This is a genomic window from Streptomyces sp. NPDC051582 (assembly GCF_040681715.1).
Lineage (GTDB): Bacteria > Actinomycetota > Actinomycetes > Streptomycetales > Streptomycetaceae > Streptomyces.
Map to the genome: position 1 here is coordinate 1 of NZ_JBFAZJ010000053.1, position 22,821 is coordinate 22,821.

At 71.2% G+C, this 22,821-nt stretch carries 19 protein-coding genes; 4 read left to right on the forward strand and 15 right to left on the reverse strand.

Annotation, left to right across the window (positions count from 1 at the left end; all coding sequences use genetic code 11):
- Nucleotides 1-112: 112 nt before the first annotated feature.
- From AB0M92_RS37190 to AB0M92_RS37200, 3 genes are read right to left on the reverse strand one after another with little or no spacing between them, the layout of a single operon-like run.
- Nucleotides 113-475, reverse strand: coding sequence for a hypothetical protein (locus AB0M92_RS37190; RefSeq protein WP_366106798.1), 363 nt, complete (start codon nt 473-475; stop codon nt 113-115).
- On the reverse strand, nt 472-867 hold the full coding sequence (locus tag AB0M92_RS37195) for a hypothetical protein (protein ID WP_366106799.1): 396 nt from the start codon (nt 865-867) through the stop codon (nt 472-474). The genes AB0M92_RS37190 and AB0M92_RS37195 overlap by 4 nt, the downstream gene beginning before the upstream one ends.
- A gap of 29 nt (nt 868-896) precedes the next feature.
- Entirely contained in the window at nt 897-1,379 is a 483-nt protein-coding gene (locus AB0M92_RS37200) for an ATP-binding protein (RefSeq protein WP_366106800.1), read from the reverse strand.
- A 379-nt stretch (nt 1,380-1,758) separates the two neighbouring features.
- Between AB0M92_RS37200 and AB0M92_RS37205 the strand changes: the two genes are divergently transcribed.
- Entirely contained in the window at nt 1,759-2,454 is a 696-nt protein-coding gene (locus tag AB0M92_RS37205) for a FadR/GntR family transcriptional regulator (protein WP_366106801.1), read from the forward strand.
- Between the two features lie 61 nt (nt 2,455-2,515).
- On the opposite strand, the gene AB0M92_RS37210 is transcribed toward AB0M92_RS37205, so the two are convergent.
- Genes AB0M92_RS37210 through AB0M92_RS37250 form a run of 9 tightly spaced genes read right to left on the reverse strand, consistent with a single transcriptional unit; the run spans nt 2,516 to nt 10,511 of the window.
- Nucleotides 2,516-3,385: an amidohydrolase family protein gene (locus AB0M92_RS37210; protein ID WP_366106802.1), complete on the reverse strand. Its 870-nt coding sequence runs from the start codon at nt 3,383-3,385 to the stop codon at nt 2,516-2,518.
- On the reverse strand, nt 3,373-3,684 hold the full coding sequence (locus AB0M92_RS37215) for an L-rhamnose mutarotase (RefSeq protein ID WP_366106804.1): 312 nt from the start codon (nt 3,682-3,684) through the stop codon (nt 3,373-3,375). Before AB0M92_RS37215 ends, AB0M92_RS37210 begins: the two co-directional genes overlap by 13 nt.
- The gene (locus AB0M92_RS37220) at nt 3,681-4,331 is read right to left on the reverse strand and encodes an LUD domain-containing protein (RefSeq protein WP_366106805.1); all 651 of its coding nucleotides are present in this window, start codon (nt 4,329-4,331) and stop codon (nt 3,681-3,683) included. Before AB0M92_RS37220 ends, AB0M92_RS37215 begins: the two co-directional genes overlap by 4 nt.
- Nucleotides 4,328-5,800: a LutB/LldF family L-lactate oxidation iron-sulfur protein gene (locus AB0M92_RS37225; protein ID WP_366106806.1), complete on the reverse strand. Its 1,473-nt coding sequence runs from the start codon at nt 5,798-5,800 to the stop codon at nt 4,328-4,330. The genes AB0M92_RS37220 and AB0M92_RS37225 overlap by 4 nt, the downstream gene beginning before the upstream one ends.
- Complete coding sequence (locus AB0M92_RS37230) at nt 5,797-6,537, reverse strand: (Fe-S)-binding protein (RefSeq protein ID WP_366106807.1); 741 nt, start codon at nt 6,535-6,537, stop codon at nt 5,797-5,799. The genes AB0M92_RS37225 and AB0M92_RS37230 overlap by 4 nt, the downstream gene beginning before the upstream one ends.
- Nucleotides 6,537-7,529: an aldo/keto reductase gene (locus AB0M92_RS37235; RefSeq protein ID WP_366106808.1), complete on the reverse strand. Its 993-nt coding sequence runs from the start codon at nt 7,527-7,529 to the stop codon at nt 6,537-6,539. The genes AB0M92_RS37230 and AB0M92_RS37235 overlap by 1 nt, the downstream gene beginning before the upstream one ends.
- On the reverse strand, nt 7,526-8,287 hold the full coding sequence (locus tag AB0M92_RS37240; protein WP_366106809.1) for an SDR family oxidoreductase: 762 nt from the start codon (nt 8,285-8,287) through the stop codon (nt 7,526-7,528). The genes AB0M92_RS37235 and AB0M92_RS37240 overlap by 4 nt, the downstream gene beginning before the upstream one ends.
- A complete protein-coding gene (locus AB0M92_RS37245) occupies nt 8,284-9,627 on the reverse strand; it encodes an L-fuconate dehydratase (protein WP_366106810.1) in 1,344 nt (447 codons plus the stop codon). The genes AB0M92_RS37240 and AB0M92_RS37245 overlap by 4 nt, the downstream gene beginning before the upstream one ends.
- A gap of 32 nt (nt 9,628-9,659) precedes the next feature.
- Nucleotides 9,660-10,511, reverse strand: a complete 852-nt coding sequence (locus AB0M92_RS37250; RefSeq protein WP_366106811.1) for a fumarylacetoacetate hydrolase family protein — start codon at nt 10,509-10,511, stop codon at nt 9,660-9,662.
- 418 nt (nt 10,512-10,929) lie between these two features.
- Between AB0M92_RS37250 and AB0M92_RS37255 the strand changes: the two genes are divergently transcribed.
- Complete coding sequence (locus AB0M92_RS37255) at nt 10,930-11,643, forward strand: FadR/GntR family transcriptional regulator (RefSeq protein WP_366106812.1); 714 nt, start codon at nt 10,930-10,932, stop codon at nt 11,641-11,643.
- Here AB0M92_RS37255 and AB0M92_RS37260 read toward each other — a convergent pair.
- The gene (locus tag AB0M92_RS37260; protein ID WP_366106813.1) at nt 11,616-14,468 is read right to left on the reverse strand and encodes an AAA family ATPase; all 2,853 of its coding nucleotides are present in this window, start codon (nt 14,466-14,468) and stop codon (nt 11,616-11,618) included. The two genes, AB0M92_RS37255 and AB0M92_RS37260, sit on opposite strands and share 28 nt — an antisense overlap.
- Before the next feature lie 538 nt (nt 14,469-15,006).
- Here AB0M92_RS37260 and AB0M92_RS37265 point away from each other — a divergent pair.
- A complete protein-coding gene (locus tag AB0M92_RS37265) occupies nt 15,007-17,346 on the forward strand; it encodes a family 20 glycosylhydrolase (protein WP_366106814.1) in 2,340 nt (779 codons plus the stop codon).
- A 59-nt stretch (nt 17,347-17,405) separates the two neighbouring features.
- Here the strand turns inward: AB0M92_RS37265 and AB0M92_RS37270 are convergent, their stop codons facing one another.
- Both AB0M92_RS37270 and AB0M92_RS37275 read right to left on the reverse strand, forming a co-directional pair.
- A complete protein-coding gene (locus tag AB0M92_RS37270) occupies nt 17,406-19,727 on the reverse strand; it encodes an alpha-L-fucosidase (protein WP_366106815.1) in 2,322 nt (773 codons plus the stop codon).
- Between the two features lie 282 nt (nt 19,728-20,009).
- Nucleotides 20,010-21,182, reverse strand: coding sequence for an ROK family protein (locus AB0M92_RS37275; protein WP_366106816.1), 1,173 nt, complete (start codon nt 21,180-21,182; stop codon nt 20,010-20,012).
- Between the two features lie 228 nt (nt 21,183-21,410).
- Here AB0M92_RS37275 and AB0M92_RS37280 point away from each other — a divergent pair, with 228 nt between their 5' ends.
- Nucleotides 21,411-22,709, forward strand: coding sequence for an extracellular solute-binding protein (locus AB0M92_RS37280; protein WP_366106817.1), 1,299 nt, complete (start codon nt 21,411-21,413; stop codon nt 22,707-22,709).
- The last annotated feature ends 112 nt before the right edge of the window (nt 22,710-22,821 follow it).

The window sequence follows — 22,821 nt, forward strand, 5'->3', positions numbered from 1 at the left end:
TGTGGGGCGGGGGGGGATGCCGGGCTGGGGGGGGGGCGACCGGTGCCGGCCCGGCGCCCGGGGGGCCCCCCCTGCCCCCGCCGTGCGGCCTGCCCGGAACCGTCGTGGCGGCTCACTGACGGCGCGTACGTGCGCCACCTCTTCCTCTGCGGAACCGGGAGGGCAGTTCCAGAACCCCGCACCCGGCCGCCTTGAGCCTCGCGACGACGGCGCGGGCCTCGTCGTCGTAGATGGAGAAGACGAACGGCCCCGGCACCAGGACCACCTGGTAGCTGTTGCCTGCGAGGGCCAGCAGCTGATCCAGTGCCGGACGAGGGTCGCGCGAGCGGCAGCCGATGTCACGGAACACGGCCGGAGGGGAGAGCCCCTCCCGGGAGGCGAGCTGCAGCAGCGCGTCGTGGTGGCAGGACATCTGCCAGATGTCGTCGGGATAGCACCGGAGGTACATCGCGGCCCGGGCGCCCCGGCGGATCATGACCGCTCGCCGCGGGCGCTCGGCCTGACCGGTTCGCCCGGCTGCGGCACCGCCACCGCAGGAAGACGCAGGATGCGGCGGCATCCGGCCGCCGTCAGCAGGCGGATCGCTTTGCGTGCGCGTGCGTCGTCGCTGGAGAACACCCACGGACCCGGGATGAGGAGCAGCCGGTGGGTGCCGTCCATCACGCCGCGGACCAGCTCTTCGAAGCGGGGCCGGGCGCCGGTGGACGGACAGCCCGTGTCGAGGTAGAAGTCCGGGACGGGCTGCGCCAGCCTGGCGGAGAACGAGCACAGGGCGTTGTGGTAGCGGGTCACCACGGTGTGGTCGTAGATGTAGTGGTGCAGGTAGGCGGCCGGTCGCGGCGTGGCGGGCCTCTCGGGTGCGGTCATGGCAGGTCGTCCCAGCGTTCTGTGAGCGGTCAGGCGGTGGCGAGGTCGGCCCAGTGCGCGAGGCCGTCGGGCAGCTCGCGGATGCCGTGGTCCGTGGCGAGTGCGGCCACCAGAGCGTTGCCGCGGCCGTGCTCCTCCGGTGCGCAGCTCGTGGTCCACGCGCCTTCGACGGGAGCGGGGCCGCCGTCGTCGACCTCGATGTGGACGCTGTCGCCGCGCGCGGGCCGCTCGATGTGGAGGGCCACGGGGGGCAGCGCGTGCTCGACGGCATTGGTGACGAGCTCGGACACGACGAGCAGGGCCTGGTCGATGGTGTCCTCATCCAGGTCCCACCGGGTGAGAGTGGCGCGCGTGATGCGGCGCGCGGCGCTCGCCGACTGGGGACGGTGCGGCAGGCCCCATACGCGGGCCTGCCCTCCCGCGGCTGCGTGCCGACGCTCGGTCGCCGCCGGTGCGATCGCCGTGGCGGCCGCATGGCGGGTGGTGGTCCAGGTGGGGGTGACGGTGTACATGGGGGTTCTCCTGGAATTTCGGGGTATTTCCGGAGCAACTCCATGAGAAGTCTTTTCGGCAGCGGAATCCAAGGCTGGGAGAAGGGAAATCCCGTTACATTTCGCGCATACTGCGCGGGGTGATATGGGTACCGGTCCGCAAGAACCTGGGTAGGTACCTAGGTAGTGCCCCTCCCATGCGTGGGGAATGCCTGGGTGGAGGCGCGGACGAATACTCGGGAGGTATTCCATGCTTCGTTCGCCGTGAGACCGGAGAGTGAATGGGCCAGGGAATTCGCCGGGGAATTCGTGGCGCAGTGCGGTCCGGGCCCGCCCGCGGGGGTGCGGCGTCCGGGGGCGGGCGGTCTATGCTGCTCAGGTCACACAACCAGGAGGCGAAGTGCCAGTCACCGACGAGGCGATCGACAAGATCAAGAACATGATCGTCAGTGGCGAGCTGCGACCGGGATCGAAGCTGCCGCGCGAGGCCGACCTGGCCGATCGTCTCGGCCTTTCCCGCAATTCCCTCCGCGAGGCGGTCAAGGCCCTGTCGCTGATCCGTGTGCTCGACGTCCGCCAGGGCGACGGCACCTATGTGACGAGTCTCGAACCCGATCTGCTGCTCGATGCTCTCGCCTTCGTCGTCGACTTCCACCAGGACGACACGGTGCTGGATTTCCTGGAAGTGCGCAGGATCCTGGAGCCGGCCGCTGCGGCCATGGCTGCCCGCTCGATGTCGCAGGAAGAAATCGACGCACTGGGCGAGGTGCTCGCCGGGCTGGACGAGGACGCCTCGCTGGACGAGCTGATCGCCAATGACCTCGAATTCCACCACCGGATCGCCGACGGCTCGGGCAACCCCGTGCTGTGCTCCCTCATCGAGGGGCTCTCCGGCCCCACCGTACGAGCCCGGATATGGCGCGGCATGACCGAGGAAGGTGCTGTCCGGCGTACCCGCCAGCAGCACCAGGCCATCCACGACGCCATTGCCGATCGCAATCCCGACCTCGCCCGGGCGTGGGCCACCATCCACATTGCCGGCGTCGAACAGTGGCTCCGTTCGGTTCTCGGAAAGACGGACCTGAGGCAGGGCTGACAGCCGCCCGTCCGCCCGAGCCGGCATCGCGGTGCGCCCGGGCCCGGGCGGGTCGGCGTCGTCAGGCCGGCGCGAGGCCGTAGACACGGCAGGCGTTGCGGTAGAAGACGGCGTCCTGTTCCGACGGGCTGAGCGAGCCGACGAGATCCTCGGTGACGCCCAGCACCTCGGCGTAGCCGGCCTCCAGGGTGGAGACCGGCCAGTCCGAACCGAACAGCAGGCGGTCCGCTCCGAACGCATCCATGACGACCTGCGCGTATGGCCTCAGCTCGTCGCGGGTCCATGCGCCCCGGGTGGCCTCCGTGAGCATCCCGGACAGCTTGCACACCGTATGGGGCAGGGCGGCCAGCCGCCGTACGTCGTCCGCCCAGGGACGGAGGGCGCCCGAGGCGATGGGGGGCTTGCCCAGGTGGTCCAGGACGAAGGTGCAGCCGGTGAGTCCGGCGGCCACCCAGGTGGCCACGGCGAGCTGGCGCGGCGTGACGACGAGGTCGAAGGGCAGCCCGGCGTCGGCGACCGCCAGCAGCCCGCGCCGCACCTGCGGGCGCAGCAGCCACCGGGGGTCCGTCTCCAGTTGGACCTGGTGGCGGATGCCGACGAGCTTCTCGCCGCCGGGAGCGTCGCGCAGCGCCCGTAGTGCGCCCGCGACACCGGGCGCGGTGAGGTCGACCCAGCCGACCACGCCGGCCACCAGGGAGCTGTGGCGGGCCAGAGCGAGGAGCTCCGGTGTTTCATGGGGTACGCACACGGTCTGGACGACGACGGTGGCCTCCACACCGGCCGCGCGCGCCGCGCGCTCCAGCTCGGGCAGCAGGAAGGACCTGTTCAGCGGTGCGAGATAGGTTCCCTCGATCCAGGTCTGCGGCCGCGCCGAGAGGTCCCACAGGTGGTGGTGGGCGTCGATGACCCGTCGGTCGGTCACAGCTGCCACACGACCGGCAGGCTGGCCTGGGCGCCGGCCAGGGAGTAGTCGTGGTCGACGTCGAGCAGTTCGGACATGCGGGCCTGCCAGGCGACATTGACGGGCAGGTGCTCAAGCGCGGCGAGCAGGCGCGCGTAGTCCTCGCACTCCAGTCGGTGGAACAGCTCCGTACCGCTGCGCCAGATGGTCCAGGACGTGACCCCAGCGGCACGGATCGCCGAGGTGAGGGCTTCGGGCACCTCGCGGTGTGCTGCTTCGTATTCGGCGGCCCGATCGGGGCGGACGCGGGTGTGCAGGGCGACGATCACGGGTGCTCCGGGGGGCCTGATTCGATGATGATGACGTCCAGCGTGCGGGGACCGTGCACGCCCTCAACCCGGTCCAGTTCGATGTCGCTGGTGGCGGACGGGCCGGAGATGAGGGTCAGGGGGAGGGCCGGATCGAGGCGGCCCAGGGCGTCCGGGACGTCGTGGGCGATCTGCTCGGCCCGGACGATGCACAGGTGGTAGTCGGGAACGAGGGTGAGGGCGCGTCGTCCCTGACCCGGACGGGTGTCCAGGACGATCGTGCCGGTGACCGCGATCGCGGCGGCTGCGAGGGTGACGACGCCGTCGACGAGTTCGAGGGCGCCGCTGTCACGGGGTTCCGGGGTCCAGTGCCAGGCTCCGGCCGGCAGGAGCTCGGTGGGAAACCCGTCGGGGAGGGCCAGGTTGTGGGCGCCGCGGTGGGTGAGGGCTGCCGCGACGGCCGCGGGTACGCCGGACGGGACGGTGCGGACGACGGTGGCCCGGTACTCGGCGGTCCGCTCCGCGAACAGATCGATCGGCGACTCGCCGAGGCGGAGGTGGCTTCGGCGGTAGCGGCGCGGCACCGCGACGTCGTCGGGGCCCTCGCCGTCGGGGACGTCCGTGAGGGCGGCACGGATACGGGAGAGGATGCTCTCGCGGCTGCTCATCTCGGGTCCTTGCGGTTCTTGCGCCACCAGGCGCGAAACGATTCGGCGGGAGGCACGGGAGAATCGCGGGAGTCGGACCAGTCGGCCAGCGGCCCGGGCACGGGGATGCGGCCGATGCGTCCCTCGCGGGCCAGGGCGCGCCCGCCCGCGGAGGCGACCTTGTGGGCGGCGGCCAGCAGCGCGGGGGAGTCGAGTACGCCCGCGGCCGCCTTCATCGCGGCGGCCTCTGCGGTGGGCAGGCGCTTGCGCCGGCGCGCGGCGTCGACGACCTCGGCCCGCAGGTGGGTCAGCACCTCCGGAATGTTGATCTTGACGGGGCACGCGTCGTAGCACGCACCGCACAGGGTGGACGCGAACGGCAGACTGGCCGCGTGTTCGACGCCGACGAGCTGCGGGGTGAGCACGGCGCCGATCGGTCCGGGATAGACGGAGCCGTAGGCGTGGCCGCCGGTGCGCTCGTACACGGGACAGACGTTCAGACAGGCGGAGCAGCGGATGCAGGCGAGCGTCTGGCGGCCCACCTCGTCGGCGAGGGTGTCGGTGCGGCCGTTGTCCAGCAGCACCAGGTGGAACTCCCGGGGGCCGTCGCCTTGGGTGGTGCCGGTCCAGGTGGAGGTGTAGGGGTTCATCCGTTCGCCGGTGGCGGAGCGCGCCAGCAGCTGGAGGAAGACCTCCAGGTCGGTGAAGCGGGGGATGACCTTCTCTATGCCCATGACGGTGATCAGGGTCTCGGGCAGCGTCAGGCACATCCGGCCGTTGCCCTCGGACTCCACCACGACGACGGTCCCGGTGTCGGCGGCGGCGAAGTTCGCTCCGGAGACGGCTACCTTCGCCCGCAGGAACTTCTCGCGCAGGTGGAGCCGGGCGGCTTCGGCGAGTGCGGCGGGCTCGTCGGAGAGCCCCGCGGGGGCCGGCCGCCCCCACCGACCCATGCGGGCGGCGAACAGGTCGCGCACCTCGGTGCGGCCCAGGTGGATGGCGGGCACCAGGATGTGCGAGGGGCGGTCCTCGCCGAGCTGGACGATCAGTTCGGCGAGGTCGGTCTCGTACGCGGTGATGCCGGCCTCGGCGAGCGCTTCGTTGAGGCCGATCTCCTGCGTGGCCATGGACTTGACCTTGACGACCTCCCGCTCGCCGGTGGCCTCGACCAGGGCGGTGACGATCCTGTTGGCCTCTGCCGCGTCCCGGGCCCAGTGGACCGTGCCGCCGGCCGCGGTCACGGCCTCCTCCAGCTGGGTCAGGTGCCGGTCGAGGTGGCGCAGCGTGCGCTGCTTGAGGGCGGCGGCGCTGGTGCGCAGTTCCTCCCAGTCGTCGAGTTCCGCCGTGACCTGGAGCCGCTTGTCGCGAATGGTGGCGGTGGCGCGTCCGAGGTTGGCGCGCAGCCGGGTGTCCTGCAGCGCCGTGCGGGCCGCCTCGGGGAATGACGGGGATCCGAGCCACACCACTCCTCGTGTGCCGGGGTCGTTCATCGGCCCTCTCCTGTGGTCGTGGCGAGGATCTCGGCCAGGTGCACGGTGCGGACGCCGCCGTTCCGGCGGGAGAGACCGCCGCCGATGTGCATCAGGCAGGAGTTGTCGGCGGCGCACAGGACTTCGGCGCCGCTGGCGCGGACGGCGTCCGCCTTGTCGGTGAGCATCGCCGCGGAGGTGTCGGAGTTCTTCACCGCGAAGGTGCCGCCGAACCCGCAGCACGAGTCGGCGTTCGCGAGGTCGACCAGCTCGATGTCCCGGACCGCGCGCAGCAGGCGCAGCGGACGGTCGCCCAGACGCAGGCCGCGCAGCGAGTGGCAGGTGGGGTGGTAGGCCACGCGGTGGGGGAACGACGCGCCCACGTCGGTCACGCCGAGGACGTCGGTGAGGAACTCGGTGAACTCGTACGTCCGGGGGACCATCGCGCCGACGTCCGCCACGAGCCCCGCGGACCCGTACCGGGAGGCGAGGACGGGGTGGTTCTCGCGGACCATTCCGGCACAGGACGCGGACGGCGTCACGATCGCGTCGTAGCCCGCGAAGACGCGGGAGAACCGTTCGACCATCGGCAGGGCTTCGGGCCGGTATCCGGTGTTGAAGTGCATCTGCCCGCAACAGGTCTGGCCGACGGGAAAGTCCACGGTGTGGCCCAGCCGTTCCAGCACCTCGACCGCGGCCCGGCCGGTGCCGGGGAACACGGCGTCGTTGAAACAGGTGATGAACAGGGCGATCCGCATCAGCCGACCTCCCCGGGAACCGGCACGCGGGGGTCGAGGAGTCCGAGACCGCGCAGATCCGCCCACAGTGCCGCGGGCACGGGACGGGCTGCCATCGCCGCGTTGTCCCGGATCTGGTCGGCGCTCTGGGCGCCGACGAGCACGGAGGTGACCGCCGGATGCCCGAGCGGCAGCTGCAGGGCCACGGCCCGCAGCGGCACGCGGTGGTGGTCGCACACCTGCTTGAGGTGCTGGGCGCGTGCCACCAGGTGGGCGGGGGCGGCGGCGTACTCGAACATGGCGCCGGGGCGGGGATCGGCGAGCAGCCCCGAGTTGAACACCCCGCCCACCACGACGCTCACCCCGCGGTCGGCGGCTGCCGGCAGCAGGTCCGCCAGCCCGCTCTGGTCGAGGAGGCTGTAGCGCCCGGCCAGCAGGACCACGTCGATGTCGGTGTCGCGGACGACCCGGGCGGGCATGGCGGACTGGTTCATGCCGATGCCGATGGCGCCGACCGCACCTTCGGCGCGCAGTCTTTCCAGTGCGGGATAGGCCTCGTTGAGGGCTTGATCGGCGTGGTCCTCCGGATCATGGAGGTAGACGATGTCGATCCGGTCCAGGCCGAGGCGCTCCAGGCTGGAGGCGATCGAGCGGCGGACGCCCTCGGCGCTGAAGTCCCATTGCCGGTAGTGGGTCGCGGGTACCGCGAAGCCGTTCGCGAGGTCGTCGCCGTGGACGGGGTAGAGGGGCCGGAGCAGCCGGCCGACCTTGCTGGAGATGGCGAACTCGCTGCGGGGCAGTCCTCGCAGGGCTGCCCCCAGTCGCCGCTCCGAGAGACCCAGGCCGTAGTGCGGGGCGGTGTCGAAGTAGCGGATCCCTGTTTCCCAGGCGGCGTGGACGGCTTGTTCGGCCTGAGCATCCGGGATCGGGTTGAAGAGGTTGCCGATGCCGGCGGCGCCGAAGGCGAGTTCGCTGACCGTCACCCGGCTCCGGCCGAGGGCGTGCTGTCTCATCGGGCGGGCTCCGGTCGGATGCGCAGGCCGGCCATGCCGCCGTCGACGGCGAGGGAGGTGCCGGTGATCGACCCGGCAGCGGGGGAGGCGAGGTAGACGATCGCTTCGGCGACCTCGCGGGCGGTGACGAGGCGGCCGGTGGGCTGGCGGGCGTCGAGTGCGGCGCGTTCGGCGGCCGGGTCGTCGGCGGCGTCCAGGAGCCGGCCGACCCAGGGGGTGTCGACGGTGCCGGGGTTGACGCAGGTGACCCGGATGCCCTCGCGGACGTGGTCGACCGCCATGGCGAGGGTCAGGGAGAGGACGGCGCCCTTGCCGGCCGAGTAGAGGGCGCGCCGGGGCAGCCCGGCGGTGGCGGCGATCGAGCAGGTGTTGACGATCGCGGCGTGCGCGGAGCGCCGCAGGTGCGGCAGCGCGGCGCGGGTCGTGCGCACGACACCGAGCACGTTGACGTCCAGTACGCGGGTCCAGTGGTCGTCGGGGTTGTCCTCCACCGTTCCGACCGCGCCGATGCCGGCGTTGTTGACGAGGATGTCGAGGCCTCCCATCGCGGCGGCGGCGGCCTCCACCGCGGCCCGCACCGACCGGTCGTCGCCGACGTCCGCGGTGAACGGGCGCAGCGGGGCGGGGACGCCGCGGGAGTCGAGGTCCAGGACGGCGACATCGGCACCGCGCTCGCTCAGCAGATCGGCGGTGGCCCGTCCGATGCCCGAGGCGCCGCCGGTGACCAGGGCTTTGAGTCCTTCGAGGTCGGTGGTCATGCGGTCGGCTCCGTTTCGGCGTGGGGCGTGGTGGCCCGGTCGGCCGTCCAGAACAGGCCGTCGGGGTAGCGGTAGGTGTCGAGGGTCAGCTGGTGCATGGTGGCGGAGAACCCGGGGACCGTGGGTGCGGTGTAGTGGCCGTCGCGGATCACCACGGGGTCGAGGAAGTGCTGGTGGAGATGGTCGACGAACTCGATGACCCGGTCCTCGGTGGTGGCGGACAGCGCGACGTAGTCGAACATCGACAGGTGCTGGACCAGTTCGCAGAGACCCACGCCGCCGGCGTGCGGGCAGACGGGGATGCCGAACTGGGCGGCCAGCAGCAGGATGGCGAGGTTCTCGTTGACACCGCCGACGCGGGCCGAGTCCAGTTGCAGGACGTCGATGGAGCCGGCCTGCAGGAGCTGCTTGAAGACGATGCGGTTCTGTACGTGTTCGCCGGTCGCGACCTTGACGGGGCGCACGCCGCGCCGGATGGTGGCGTGGCCGAGGACGTCGTCCGGGCTGGTGGGTTCTTCGATCCAGTACGGGTCGAACTCCGCCAGGGCCCGGGTCCACTCGATCGCTTCGGTGACGCCCCAGCGCTGGTTGGCGTCGATGGCCATCCGGATGTCGGGGCCGACTGCGGCGCGGGCGGTGCGGCAGCGGCGGATGTCGTCCTCAAGGTCCGCGCCGACCTTCAGCTTGATCTGGGTGAAGCCGTCGGCCACCGCCTGCCGGGCGAGGCGCGTGAGCTTCTCGTCGCTGTAGCCGAGCCAGCCCGGTGAAGTGGTGTAGGCGGGGTAGCCGCGCCGAAGCAGCTCCTCGGCCCGCCCTTCGGCGCCCTGGCGGCCTTTGAGGAGCAGGTCGTGCGCCTCGGCGGGGGACAGGGCGTCGTCGATGTAGCGGAAGTCGACCTGGGAGACCAGCCACTGCGGCTCGGCGTCGGCGAGCAACCGCCACAGGGGCTTGGCCTGGCGCTTGGCCGCCAGGTCCCACACCGCGTTGACCACGGCGCCGATGGCCATGTGCATCACCCCCTTCTCCGGACCGAGCCAGCGCAGCTGGCTGTCGCCGACGAGGTCGCGGGAGAGCGAACCGGGGTCGTCGCACAGGGCGGCGACGCAACGGCCGACGACGTGGTCGCGCAGCGCGTCGATCGCGGCGACCTGGACCTCGTTGCCCCGGCCGATGGTGAAGGTGAAGCCGTGGCCCTCCAAGCCGTCGCCGGCGTCGGTGCGCAGGATGACGTAGGCCGCGGAGTAGTCGGGGTCGGGGTTCATCGCGTCCGAGCCGTCCAGCTCGCGCGAGGTCGGGAAGCGGATGTCGTAGGTCTCGACGGCGGTGATCCGCGCGGTCACAGGGTTCTCCTCGTGTCTGGGCCCGGGAGCGTTCACGCCTGGGCGAAGGTCTGCTGCTGGCGTCCGAGCCCGTCGATGGACAGCTCGACGGTGTCGCCCGCGCGGAGGTAGGGGGTGCCGGGCAGCCCGAGGGCCACTCCGGCGGGGGTACCGGTGTTCACCACGTCGCCGGGGTTGAGGACCATGTACTGGCTGAGGTACCAGAGCAGGTACGGCACGTCGAAGACCATGTTCTTGGTGTTGCCGTCCTGGCGCGGGAGCCCGTTGACCGCCAGGCGCAGTCCGAGGTTTCCGGAGTCCGGGACCTCCTCGGAGGTGACCAGCCAGGGGCCCAGCGGATTGAACGTCTCGCACGACTTGCCCAGGTCCCACTGCGGGGAGAGCTCCAGCTGGAACTCCCGCTCCGACACGTCGTTGCTGATGGCGTAGCCCGCGATGCAGGAGGCGGCCTCGGCGGGGTCGGCGAGATAGCGAGCCCGGCGGCCGATCACCACGGCGAGTTCCACCTCCCAGTCCGTCTTGGCGGAACCCCGGGGGATGAGCACGGTGTCGTAGGGGCCGACCACGGCGGCCGGGTCCTTCATGAAGACCACCGGGCGGAGCGGGACGGCGGCGCCGGTCTCTTCGGCGTGGTCGCGGTAGTTCAGACCGACGCACACCACCTTGCCCGGCCGGGCGACCGGCGCGCCGACACGCCTACCGACCACGTTGATCGGCGCGAGTGCGTCGGCGGCCAGCGCGGCACGAACCTCGGCCACTCCGCCGGAGGCGAGGAACGCGCCGTCGATGTCGGCGGTCAATGCCGACATCGAGTACGTCCTCCCGTCACCGGCGAGGACGACAGGGGTCTCCGCTCCGAATTCCCCCATACGCATGAGCTTCACGTCGCGTGTCCTCTCCATCGGTCGACCGGTGTGCCGCGACGACACCGGCCGGTACAAGACATCGGATGAATCGAAGTCCTCCAGACCATATGCGTCGCGAAGGATCCCGCACAAGGAATCCTCCGATGTTTCTCGGGAGCGCGCCGGGGCGAGGTGCGGGTCGAGGGCGGCTCGCCACTTGATGGCGATCAACACTGGTGGGGATGGGTGGGTTCGATACTGTGAGCGTCGCTCGGGAGTGGGTGGCGGATGCCTGCCTTGTGGCACGGCTGGCGAATTCATAGAGTGCTTCGAGCCGGTCAGTCATCCGATGACTTACCGCGTCTTTCGCTACCCTGTGTCAGTGGCCGGGGGAGGGCGGCGGACGGGTTCGGGTGCGGCGCGCCCCGCGACGCCGTACGACGGAAGGAGCCGCACCATGGCAGTGACCGACCTGGCCATCGAGAAGATCAAGGAAATGATCCTTTCGGGCGCCCTGCGACCAGGCGCCCGCCTGCCCAACGAAGCAGACCTCGCCGACCAGCTGGGACTGTCCCGCAGTTCCCTGCGCGAAGCCGTCAGGGCCCTCACCACCATGCGCATCCTGGTCCCGCGGCAGGGCGACGGCACCTACGTCTCCGGCCTCGAACCGCACCTGCTGCTGGAATCCCTCTCCTTCGCCGCCGACGTGTCGCACGGCGACACCGCCCGGCAACTCCTCCAGGTGCGCCGTCTCCTCGAACCGCAGGCCGCTGCCCTGGCCGCGGGACGCCTCACCGAGGAGGACCTCGCCGCCCTGCGCGAGATCCTCGACCGCAGCACCGGCGACATCACGATCGACGAGTTCGTCGAACTGGACATCGAGTTCCACCGCACCATCGCCGACGCCGTCGGCAACCCGGTCCTTTCCACCCTGCTCGGCATCCTGTCCACCCACACCCAGCGTCTGCGCATCGTCCTCGGCGCCCGTCACGCCACCGCCCGCGTCCAGGCCCAGCACGATCACGAGGCCATCCTGCGTGCCCTGGTCGCCCGCGACGCGGGCCTCGCCGCCGGAGCCTGCGCGGTCCACGTCGCCGCCGTCGAGGAGTGGCTGGACGCGGCCACCGTCCCCGAGCCGCCGGTTCAGGTGCGCAGGGCGTCGCGCACGTGATCGCGGGTGGTCCCGAGCTTCTTGAGGACGCTGGCGACGTGATGTTCGACCGTGCGAGGAGACAGGGAGAGCGCTCCGGCGATGTCCTGGTTGGTGGCTCTGGTGGCGAGTAGGCCGGCGACCTCTCGTTCCCGCGGGGACAGCTCGCTCCCGTACGCGCGACGTCCGCGGGGCGCCGGCCGGTCCTGGCCGCTGTCACGCAGGATCTGGCGGCAGCGGGCGGCGTCGGTAGTGGCGTCGAGCCCGGTGAAGACGTCCAGGGCGTGTTGCAGGTGACCGGCGGCGACACCGGGCTGGAGGGCCATCAAGATCGCGCCGGTCTGCTCCGCGATCCGGGCGGCCCGGTGCACGCGCCCGAGCGCCTCGAACCGTACGCGCGCTTCCTGGAGCAGCCCGACCGCCTCGTCGGTGCGGCCGTCCTCTGCGGCGATCAGGCCCCGGCACACCAGGACCTCGACCGCGGCCGCGGGGGCGTCACGCCCGTCGGTTCCGCGGGCGGCTTCGGCGGTCAGCTGCCCGGCCTCCTCGCGCAAGCCGCAGGCGAGCGCGGCCTGCACCGCGACGGGGACCAGGTCGATGCCCCAGACCCAGACGTCTTTGTGGCGCAGGGCCTCCAGCGCCGGCTGCACGGTCTGCCAGGCCGCCGGCGGGTCGCCCTGCAGCAGATCGAGCCGGCCGAGCACGGCACTGCCCGCCAAGACCCCTTCCCGGTAGGGCGAGTCGAGGCAGGGCGCCAGCCGCCGGCGGGCCCGGGACCAGTGCCCGTGCGCCACGTCGAGCTCCGCCAGCGGTACCAGCAGGTCGATCTGGAAGATGCCTTCGGCGTCGGGAGCGATCGCCTCGGCCTTCTCCTGCAGTCCGGCCCAGCGTCCTCGCGCCACGTCCAGCTCGATCCGAAGTGAGACGACCGCTTCCTCCATCAGCTGGTAGCCGGTGCGGCGGGACAGCTCCTCCGCCTCGTCCAGCAGCTCGGCGGCCCGCTCGTCGCGGCCGCGCCAGAACGCGGCCTCGCCCGCGTTGGCCAGCGCGCGGGCACACTGCCGTTGCACTTCCAGATCGGGGCCGCTGGCGCGCAAGCGCTCCAGCAGCTCGTCGGCGAGCGGATCCCCCAGGCCGCTCAGCAGCGTGACCCGGCTGGCCAGGACGGTGGCCCGGGCCACCGGATCGCCACTGCGGGCGACGATGCCCACCGCCCGCTCCATCTCCGCCACGTCCTGGGCGGCCGGACGGTCGACGAGGTTGCTCATGCTCAGTCCGGCCAGGGCGACAGCGGCCAGCTCCGGGCGGGCCCCCTCCAGCTCCTCGACCGCCCGCTCCAGCTCGCCGGCCGCGTCGACCGCGCCCTGGTTCGCGAGGGTCCGGCCGAGGTTGAGGCGGACCTCGCCGCGCGCGGCGACGGCGAGCGCCGGATCCGCCACGATCAGGCGCAGGGCCTCCACGCTCGCCGTCGGGTCGAGGCTGCGCACCGCGAGGCGGCTGAATTCGAGGGCCGCGCGGGTGCGTTCCTCATCGGGCAGGGCGGGATCGGCGAGGAGTTCCCGCAGGAGCCGGGCGGCGACCCCGTCATCCCCGACGCCGATGGCGTGATCGGCGGCGGCCCGCGCCCGTGGCAGCCAGGCGACCGTATCGCCGAGCTGTCGGGCGTGGTGGGCGACCTGTACCAGAGCGGGCCGGTCCTGCCCGTCCAAGGCCTCGATCGCCCGCCGGTGCAGCCGACGCCGCCGCGGACCCACGATCCGCTCGTACACGGCCTGCCGCGCCATCGCGTGCCGGAATCCGTAGCGCCCCGGCGAGACCTCGACCAGGACGCTCGCCTCCAGCGCCTCCACCAGCGCCTCCTCGGCCTGATCCTCCTCCTGGCCGGTCAGGAGCGCGAGCATCTCCTCATCGGCAGGTACCGCCAGTACGGCCGCCGCCTGTACGACGGCCACCGCCCCGGGGGTCAGTAGCGCCACCCGGCTGTTCACCGCCTCCTGCAACGCCCGCGGCACCCTCATCCCGTCCAGCGACATGCCCCCGCCCGCCCGCGCCCGACGCTCCGCCAGCACCAGCAGGTCCTCTTCCGCCACCAGGGCGATCCCCCCGCTGCGCTCGTACAGCTGCCGCCCCAGCGCGCCGGCGGCGGCCGGACCGATCGCTGACGCGGCGAGCTCGCGCACCTGCTCCTCGTCGAGCGGGGCGAGCGTGAGATCGGCGCCGCCGACCCCGACCGGACGGCGGTACGGCGTGCCCAGCACGTTCGCGTCCCCGGGCAGTTCCTGCCAGCGGTAGGTGAGGACCAGGCGCAGCTGTTGCGGCGGGTTCCTGGCCAGGAGCAGCAACAGCTCGCGGGTCGCGGTGTCGGCCCAGTGCACGTCCTCGACCGCCAGGACCACGGGGCCCAGGGCACCCAGCACGTCGTGCACCGCCCGCATCAGGCGCTGGTGCAGCTCGCCCGCGCCCGCGCCGTCGTCTTCGCCCGCGGGCAGAAGGGCGGTGATCTCCGGGAGGTAGGGGGCCAGCACGGCCGTGGCCGGGCTGAGCACGGTGTCGGAGCCCCACAGGGGAGCAGCCTGGCGCAGCGCGTCCATGACCGGTCCGAAGGGCAGCGGCTCGCGCAGGGGATGGCACCAGCCCCGCAGCACCCCGAGGCCCGGGCCCTCCATCCGCCCGGTGGCCTCCCGGACCAGGCGGGACTTGCCCACGCCGGGCTCGCCTTCGACCAGCACGACGGACGGCCCCTCGCGCAGCGCCTGCGCCATGGCGCGCAGCTCGTCTTGGCGTCCGACGAAGGCGAATCCCTCACGGTGCCCGGCGTCGCTCCAGCCGCTCGCCGACTCCGCCATGCCCGATCACCACCGCTCTCCGCACCCTCCGCATCCGGGGCGTCCAGCTGCGGAGCGTAAAGGGCAAACCAGACCTCTCTCACGCTACCCCGCAGGGTCATGGCCAAATCTTGACTTCGCTTGCTGGCTGAAAATAGGGCGAGAACATCGGATCTTTAAGAATGCATCGACTGGTGGCTCGGCGGCGGTCGGGGTGTCCTCGCGACAGTGCCCACTCCTGTTCAGTCAACCCATCCGCGCCAGGTGAGTTGAGTACGAACGACTCCATTGACAAGGTCGGATGGGTCGGTTGCACTGTCACAGGTCCGATCTCTCATCGCACTGGCCAGGCGTGGAGATGCCTGCCGCTCAGGCCGCGCCTCCCCCTCTCCACCGTTTCCCCGTTCAGGCCCTAGGTACGGCGCGCAGCTCATCCCGTGACGGCCGGAGCCGGACGCGCATCGGCGGCGTCGGCGACCCACCGTCCGGGCGTCCGCTCGGCCCCGGCTGAGCCGGGCCGCATGTCCCGCGGCCCCCGCACCGATCGATGGAGGACGTTTTGCGAACACTCCGGCGCCTGCTGACGGCGTTCTGTGCCGCCGCCGCGCTCGCCCTGCCGCCCCTCGCCGTTCCCGCAGCCCACGCCGCACCCGCCCCCTCCGCCCCCTCCGCCCCCTCCGCCCCCTCCGCCCCCCAGACCGTCCCGGCTCTGCGCCAGTGGACGGCGGGCGCCGGCGCCTACACCTTCGGTGCCAGTTCCCGGGTGGTCGTCGACCAGGCGTACGCCACCCAACTCGACGGGGACGCGGCCACGTTCGCCTCCGACCTGAGTGCGCAGGCCGGACGAACCGTTGCCGTCGCCCACGACACCCCCCGGCCCGGTGACATCGTCCTTTCCCTCGGTGACACCGCCCTCCCCGCCGAGGGCTACCGGATGACCGTCGGCTCCACCGTCGCCTTACGCGCCGGTACTGCCACCGGCGCCTTCTGGGGGAGCCGCACCGTCCTCCAACTCCTGCACCAGTCCGCCTCGATCCCGGCGGGCACGGCGCTCGACTCACCCACCAAGCCGGAACGCGGCCTCATGATCGACCAGGGCCGCAAGTTCTTCACCGTGGACTGGGTCAAGCAGCACATCCAGGAACTCGCCTACCTGAAGATGAACTACTTCCACTTCCACCTCTCCGACACCTTCGGCTTCCGCCTGGAGAGCAGCACCCACCCGGAGATCGTCTCCACCGAGCACTACACCAAGCGGGACATCGCCGACCTGGTCGCCCTCGGAGCCAAGTACCACGTGATGATCGTCCCCGAGATCGACACCCCCGGTCACATGAACACCATCCTCGCCGCCCACCCCGACCTGAAGCTCAGGAGCAGCTCCGGGGCGGTCAGCAACGAGTTCATCGACCTGTCGAAGCCGGCCGCGTACACCCTGATCGAGGACCTGATCACCGAGTACGCCCCGCTCTTTCCCGCTCCGTACTGGCACATCGGCGCCGACGAGTACGTCACCGACTACGCGTCCTACCCGCAGCTGCTCAGCTACGCCCGGTCCCATTACGGAGCTTCCGCCACCGCCAAGGACACCTACTACGGTTTCGTGAACCGGGCGGACGCGCTCGTGCGGGCGACCGGTAAGACCACCCGGATGTGGAACGACGGCATAAGGTCCGGTGACGGCACCATCAAGCCCAACGCCGGCATCCTGGTCGAGTACTGGTACACCTACGGCCTCACCCCGCAGCAGCTGGTGAACGCCGGGCACACCGTGGCCAACGCTTCATGGACTCCGACCTACTACGTGCCCGGTCGGTTCAAGCCCGACAGCCGGTGGATCTACGAGACCTGGACCCCGGACCTGTTCGAGGGCTCCCACACCATCGCCACCCCGAACAGCAACCTCGGCTCGCTGATCCACGTGTGGTGCGACTTCCCGAACGCCGAGACCGAGGACCAGATCGCGTCCGGCATCATGGCCCCGCTGCGCGGCCTCGCCCAACAGACCTGGGGATCACCGAAGCCGGTGGCCGCGTACGCCGACTTCAGCCGGATCGTCGCCGCGGTGGGCCACCACCCGCGCTGGCCCGTCGCGGGCCGCAACGATCTCGCACTGGGCCGGCCCACCACCGCGTCCAGCACCGAGACCGCTGCCTTCCCGGCCTCCGGCGCCACCGACGGCGACCCGGCGACCCGCTGGTCGAGCACGTACGGCGATCCGCAATGGCTCCGGGTCGATCTGGGGGAGATCCGGGCCGTCAACCGGGTGGTGCTGCACTGGGAGGCCGCCTACGCCAAGGCGTACCGGATCGAGGTGTCGGACGACGCAGTCGCCTGGCGCACCCTCTACTCCACCGCGAACACCGTCGGCGCCGGCGGCATCGAGGAGCTTTCCGGCCTCGCCGGTTCCGGGCGCTACCTCCGGCTGTACGGCACCCAGCGCGGGAGCGCGTACGGCTACTCGCTCCACGCCCTGGAGGTCTACGGCGGCACTCCGGAGGGGACGCGCACCCTGATCGTCGCGGGTAAGGCCCTGGACGTACCGGGCGGCACGAAGGAGTCCGGAACCAGGCTGGTGACCTGGGCCCCGCACGGCGGCCCCAACCAGCAGTGGCGGCTCGGCTCCCGTGCCGATGGCAGCTTCAGCCTGGTCAACGTCGCCTCCGGCCTCTGCGCCGACGTGACCGGATCATCAGCCTCGGCCGGTGCCGCGGTCATCCAGTGGACCTGTACGGGCAACGCCAACCAACGCTGGCGGATCAGGCCCGGAAGCGGTGGCAGCGTCATCGTCGCCGAACACAGTGGTCTGGTGCTGACCACCGGCTCGGCCTCGGACGGGGCCCTGCTCACACAGCAGCCCGACACCGGCTCCGCCCTCCAGCTCTGGCAGGTGCGGTAGCCGATGCCGCCCGCCGCCGGGTCCGAACCCGGCGGCGGGCGGCGCGCGCCCATGCCCGGCTACCGCTCGGAATGCAGGGTGATCGCGGAAAGGTGCGGCTGCAGTCGGCTGCTGGTGACCCGTACCCGGACGTCGGTCGTGGTGACCGGCGCCGACAGGTGAAGGTAGCGCTGGTAGCCGATGCGTGCCGTCTCGTCGGCGATGGCGGCTCCGGCATTGGTCCAGGTGGTGACGGGCCGGGCCTCCCACGTGCCGCCCGCCTGGTCCCAGGTCTCCACGGTGAAGCCCTCCACGCGCTGCCCGTATCCGGCGACGTCCTCGTTCAGTCCGATCCAGTCGAGCGTGGACGACGTCGGCAGGTGGCAGGTAAAGGTATGGCCGTCCTCGCCGACCGTGACCGGGCACCCCTTGCCGAGGTCGTTCCCGAAGACCGCGTCGACCTTGGTCTTGAGGCCCGCGGCCGCCGCGACCTGGGCGTCGGGGATGCGGCCGGTCCGGTCGGGCGCGAAGCTCAGCAGGAGGTTGGCGTTGCGGCCCACGGAGGCCGCGTAGATCTGCCACAGCTTGCCGGGCGACTTGGGCCCGTCGCCGGTGTGGTGGAACCAGTTCGCGGTGATCGGCACGTCCACCTCGGTGGGCAGCCAGACCAGGTTCTTGGCGTTCGGCCAGGTCGAGCGGTCACCGGGGGCGCCGCCACCGCCCAGGACGGGGACCGGGTCGGTGGGCTGGTTGGTCACCGCGGCGGTGCTCCACTCACCGCCGATCCGGGCGAAGCCGGTCTCGTTGCCGACCCAGCGGATGTCCCAGCCGTTGAACTTGAGCATGTTCGGCTGGAGTGCGTCGGCGATCCGGTACCAGTCGGTGTTCGCGTAGGTCTGCGTCGGGCTGCCGGTGGCGGTCGGCCAGGGCCTGAACCCGTCCCAGGACGATCCTCCGGGTGTGTAGGAGGTGGCGTTGCCGTCGATCCACCATTCGTCGACGGGGCCGTAGTCGCCGAAGACCTCGTACAGCTCCCGCATGTACAGGCAGTTGTACTCGTCCACGGTGAAGGTGAAGGAGGGCTTCCCGGCGACGGACACAGCAGGGACGGCGCAGCTGCGGGTGCCCTTCGCGGCGCTGTATCCGAAGCGCGGGTAGTCGGCGTTCCACGTGCTGGGAACGACGTTCATCTCGTGGCGGTTGACCGGCGAGAAGTAGATGCCGACCTTGATGCCCTGCGCGCGCATGGACGTGACGAACTGCCGGACGACGTCGCCCTGTCCGTTGCGGTAGGGGCTGCTCTTGACCGAGTAGTCGCTCCCGGCGCTCGGGTACAGCAGGAAGCCGTCCGCGTGTTTGACCGTCAGCACGGCCAGCTTGTAGCCCCCCGCCTTCAGAGTGGTGGCCCACTGGTCGGTATCGACCGTCGCGGGGTTGAACGTGGACGGGAGGGTGCGTCCGTCGCCGCCCTCGGCGTTGATGAAGGTGGGCATGTTGAAGTGGATGAAGGCGGTGGTCTTCATCGCCTGCCAGTCCAGCTGGCGCGGGGCCGGGCGGACGGCTGCAGCCTTGGCCTCGCGGGTGCTCGCCGAGTCGTCCGGGCCGATCGGGACGACGGGACCCGCGGTGATCGGCGGTGTGCCGCACTGCCGCCCGGCGGCGAGTTGGAAGGCGGAGGCGCCGGGGAACGTTCCGGTGAAGGTCTCGGCGGCCACGCCGGAGAGGGCGCCGTGGAAGCCCCGGTTGGGTGCACTCGGGTGTACCTCGCGGCCGAACCCGATTGCGTTGGAGGCCAGTTGGGCGGGACTGCCGTTGGTGAGGGTCGTGCCCACCCGGCACCCGTCGATGTAGAGGTCGAGCGTGGACCGGGAATCGCTGACGTAGGTGTACACCAACCCGACGTGCTGTTCGGTCGCGGTCGAGGGCGCCGGGGCCGCCTGCTTGGCCATGGTCGAATTGACCATGCCGAACATGTCGAAGCGCCAGTGGCCGGCCGAGTCGATCAGGCGGTAGTCGACACCGCCCCCGACCGACAGGGCGGTGTCGAGGTTCCCGGCGCCGGTGCCGCGCTTTCCGGTGAGTTCGACGGCGACACTGGTGTTCACCGTGGAACCGCTGCCGAGCGCGACTGACGGTACGAAGCTGAGCCCGTCCGCGCCGCCGTTGACGGTGACCCTGCCGGGGGAGACCGCGGTGGTGCCGGACTTCGCCAGCGTTCCAGAGGCGATCTCCCCCGCCCCGGGGGCATAGCTGCCGGCGGCGTCGAACGTACCGGCGAACCGGGTCCTGAGGATCGGGGTGAGTGTCGTTGCCGCGGTCGCGGCCGGTGCGAGGGCGGGACAGCCGCCCGCTCCCAGCGTCAGGGCCGCGAGCAGGCCGATGAGGGTGCGTCTGGTCATCATGTGCGCTTGCCTCCGTGTTCGGTACGGCCCGGCGGAGGTGAGGACCGGCCGGGCAACGAGGGCGGTGCGGTGAACCGGTTGCTCGGCGCAGCAGCCGTTGGGCTGCATCGCAACGGCGCATTTGATAGAGACACTTATTTATTAAATGCCGCCGTGCGGAAGGTATAACCAGCCACTACCGGCCCTGTCAAGGCGCATGACGGTTGCTCAGACGGGCCCGGCGCGCCCCGCCCGGGCGCGTTGTCGGCGGGTGGGCGCAGGGCGCTCCGGGGTGGGGGCCGCTCAGCGCAGCGGGTCGGCCAGGGGTGCCTCGACGGTGAAGAGCATGCGTTCCACCCGGTCGAGGCCTGTGCGCACGGCCCCGAGCGCGGCGGCCTCGCTGCCCAGGGTCGAGACCGCGGTGCGGACGGGGAAGAGGCACTGCGGCTGGAGGTGGCGCGTGACCGGATCCAGGAGCGTGTGGCCGGCCCGGGAGATCCCGCCGCCGAGCACGACCAGTTCCGGATCGATGGTGAGGACCAGGGCGGCGAGGCCGTTGGCGATGTCGCGGGCGAACGACTCCACGAGCGCTGCGGCGCGTTCGTCCGTGTCCGAGCCCGCCGCGATGAAGAGCCGCTCCACCTGCTGGTCGGCGTCTCCGGGCGGGTCGTAGGACAGCAGCTTCGCGTAGGAGCTGACCCAGTCCAGGGCCGGCAGCGAGCCGATCTCACCGGCGGCGCCGTGCTGGCCCCGGTGCGGGCGTCCCTCTATGACGACGGCGGCCCCCATGCGATGACCGGCGTGGAGGTAGACGACCTGGTCGACGCCCTGGGCGGCCCCCGTCCAGTGCTCGGCCAGGGCGGCGAGCTTCATGTCGTTCTCGACGCTGATCCACGCGGTGGGGGTGTCACCGGTGAGCGCCCGCAGGGAGTCGCGGGCCTGGGCTCCGAGTGCCATGCCGGTCCACTCCGGCAGCACGCTGGTCATGAGGACCGTTCCGTCGTCGCTGACCACGCCCGGGGTGGCGATCACGATGGCCAGGAGGTCGGAGAGTCCCGCGCCGCAGCTCTCCAGCGCGCCGCGGACGCTCTGCCTGGCGGCCGCCAGCCGGTCCACGGCCGACATCTTCGGAGTCACCGCCACCTGGTGAGTGCCGATGACGGCGCCTGACAGGTCGGCGACGAGCGTCAGGACCTTGTGGGCTCCGATGTCCACGCCGGCGACGAACGCCGCGTCCGCCCGGAACTTGAACCGCCGAGCCGGGCGGCCCGGCTGGCGCGGTCCCTCGGTCTCCGCCTCGGCGAGCCAGCCCTGGGCCACCAGGTCGGCGACGGCTTCCTCGGATGTCGGCCGCGAGACGCCGGCGGCCGCCGCGACGGCCGAGATGGTGAACGGTCCGTCCTCGTAGAACGCGCGCAGGACCGCAACCGAGTTCAGCCGACGCAGGTATGAGGCGTCGCCGCGAACGTTCTTCACCGTCGGTCTCCAGGTGTCAAGGGCAGCTTGAGCTGCACACTCAATTATTAAGCCAGTCTTCGTTACTCACCGCAAGGCCCTCCTCCCGGCGCTCCAAAGCGGGCGGCCGAATCTCTTGACGCGCCGGCCGGCGGCGTGGATTAATACCGGCCACAGAGGCAGTTATTAAGACTCCCTTCTTATCTATGTGGGTCCTGCGGCTCGCGGGGTACACACGGAGGACGCACCATGCGAAGACTGATCCTGCACAGCGCCGCCGCGCTGGGTGTCGCCGCCACCCTGGCGGGGTGTGCCGCCGGCGCGGACACGACGGGCGCCAAGGACTCGGGCGGGGGGCAGGCGACCTTCAGCTTCCTGACGTTCGAGACCCCGAACCTCAACGCCGCCTACTGGGACGCGGCCATCGCCCGCGCCTCGGCGAAGGTGCCCGGGGTCACGATCAAGAAGCTGGTCGCGCCGTCCGCGGACCGCACGGCCTACGCCAAGCAGCTGGAAGCCTCGGGACAGCTCCCGGACATCATGATCGCGGTGAAGCCGGACGGCTTCGCGCAGGCCGGCAAGCTTGCCCCCTGGACCGACAAGGAACTTGAGAACTACATCTCGCCGAAGTCCAACCCGATCGGCGGCAAGGTCTACCAGCTGCCCTACAACACCCAGCCGACCCCGCTCGTCTACTACAACAAGGCGGAGTTCGCGAAGGCAGGGATCCAAGAACCGCCGAAGACCTACGCGGAGCTCCTCGCCGACGCCAAGGCACTCAAGGCCAAGGGCGTCAACCCGTTCGTGGTCGGGGGAGGCGGCAAGGACACGTGGGCGGACATGTACCCGCTGATCGCCGCGGTGGGCACCGACGTCTACGCCGCGGACCCCGGCTGGCTGGGCAAGCGCGCGGACGGACAGGTCAAGTTCACCGATCCGGTCTTCACCGGTGCGGTCCGGAAGGTGGCCGCCCTTGCCTCCGAGGGATACATCGACCCGGCCGGTCTCTCGCGCTCCTACGCCGACTCGGAGCAGGCGTTCCTCGACGGCAAGGGCGCCATGTACCCCATGGGCTCCTGGTTCGCCGCGGCGGCGGACGCCAAGCCGCCGGCGTTCGACATAGGCGTCTTCGCCTGGCCGAGCGACGACGGCAAGCCCGTCGTCCCCGCGTTCACCGGCGGAGGCATGTCCGTCTCGTCCAAGGCCTCCGACGTGGAGCTGGCCAAGAAGTGGTCCAAGGCCTTCATGGAGGACTGGAAGAACCTCGACGCGTCCGTCAAGGCAGACGGTTCCATCATCGCGATCAAGGACTACAACCCGCCCGCCGACATGGGGCCCGTCTACCAGGCCACCGTCAGCGTGTACAAGCAGGCCGTCGCAGCCCGGGGCATCGTCAACGCCTTCTCCATCGAAGCCGGTGACGGATCACTGCCCCCCGGCGTCGCCGACAAGGCCGCCCTCGGCGTCCAAGACCTGATCAGCGGCAAGAAGGACGAAAAGACCTTCTCCGCCTTCCTCGACGAGCAGTGGGCCAAGGCCGCCCAGTAGCTCCCGCCGTCCATCCACCAGTCGGCTCCGGGTCGGGGACGCCCGGTCCGGACCCGATGATCCATCGCAGGAGACTGCTGTGAAACACGCCTCCAGATCCGCCCCTCCACGC

What these genes read in the sequence shown, in the direction of transcription:
- AB0M92_RS37190 (WP_366106798.1), bottom strand. Translation starts at nt 475, where the DNA reads ATGATCCGCCGGGGCGCCCGGGCCGCGATGTACCTCCGGTGCTATCCC.
- AB0M92_RS37195 (WP_366106799.1), bottom strand. Translation starts at nt 867, where the DNA reads ATGACCGCACCCGAGAGGCCCGCCACGCCGCGACCGGCCGCCTACCTG.
- AB0M92_RS37200 (WP_366106800.1), bottom strand. Translation starts at nt 1,379, where the DNA reads ATGTACACCGTCACCCCCACCTGGACCACCACCCGCCATGCGGCCGCC.
- AB0M92_RS37220 (WP_366106805.1), bottom strand. Translation starts at nt 4,331, where the DNA reads ATGAGCAGCCGCGAGAGCATCCTCTCCCGTATCCGTGCCGCCCTCACG.
- AB0M92_RS37225 (WP_366106806.1), bottom strand. Translation starts at nt 5,800, where the DNA reads ATGAACGACCCCGGCACACGAGGAGTGGTGTGGCTCGGATCCCCGTCA.
- AB0M92_RS37230 (WP_366106807.1), bottom strand. Translation starts at nt 6,537, where the DNA reads ATGCGGATCGCCCTGTTCATCACCTGTTTCAACGACGCCGTGTTCCCC.
- AB0M92_RS37235 (WP_366106808.1), bottom strand. Translation starts at nt 7,529, where the DNA reads ATGAGACAGCACGCCCTCGGCCGGAGCCGGGTGACGGTCAGCGAACTC.
- AB0M92_RS37240 (WP_366106809.1), bottom strand. Translation starts at nt 8,287, where the DNA reads ATGACCACCGACCTCGAAGGACTCAAAGCCCTGGTCACCGGCGGCGCC.
- AB0M92_RS37255 (WP_366106812.1), top strand. Translation starts at nt 10,930, where the DNA reads ATGGCAGTGACCGACCTGGCCATCGAGAAGATCAAGGAAATGATCCTT.
- AB0M92_RS37260 (WP_366106813.1), bottom strand. Translation starts at nt 14,468, where the DNA reads ATGGCGGAGTCGGCGAGCGGCTGGAGCGACGCCGGGCACCGTGAGGGA.
- AB0M92_RS37270 (WP_366106815.1), bottom strand. Translation starts at nt 19,727, where the DNA reads ATGATGACCAGACGCACCCTCATCGGCCTGCTCGCGGCCCTGACGCTG.
- AB0M92_RS37280 (WP_366106817.1), top strand. Translation starts at nt 21,411, where the DNA reads ATGCGAAGACTGATCCTGCACAGCGCCGCCGCGCTGGGTGTCGCCGCC.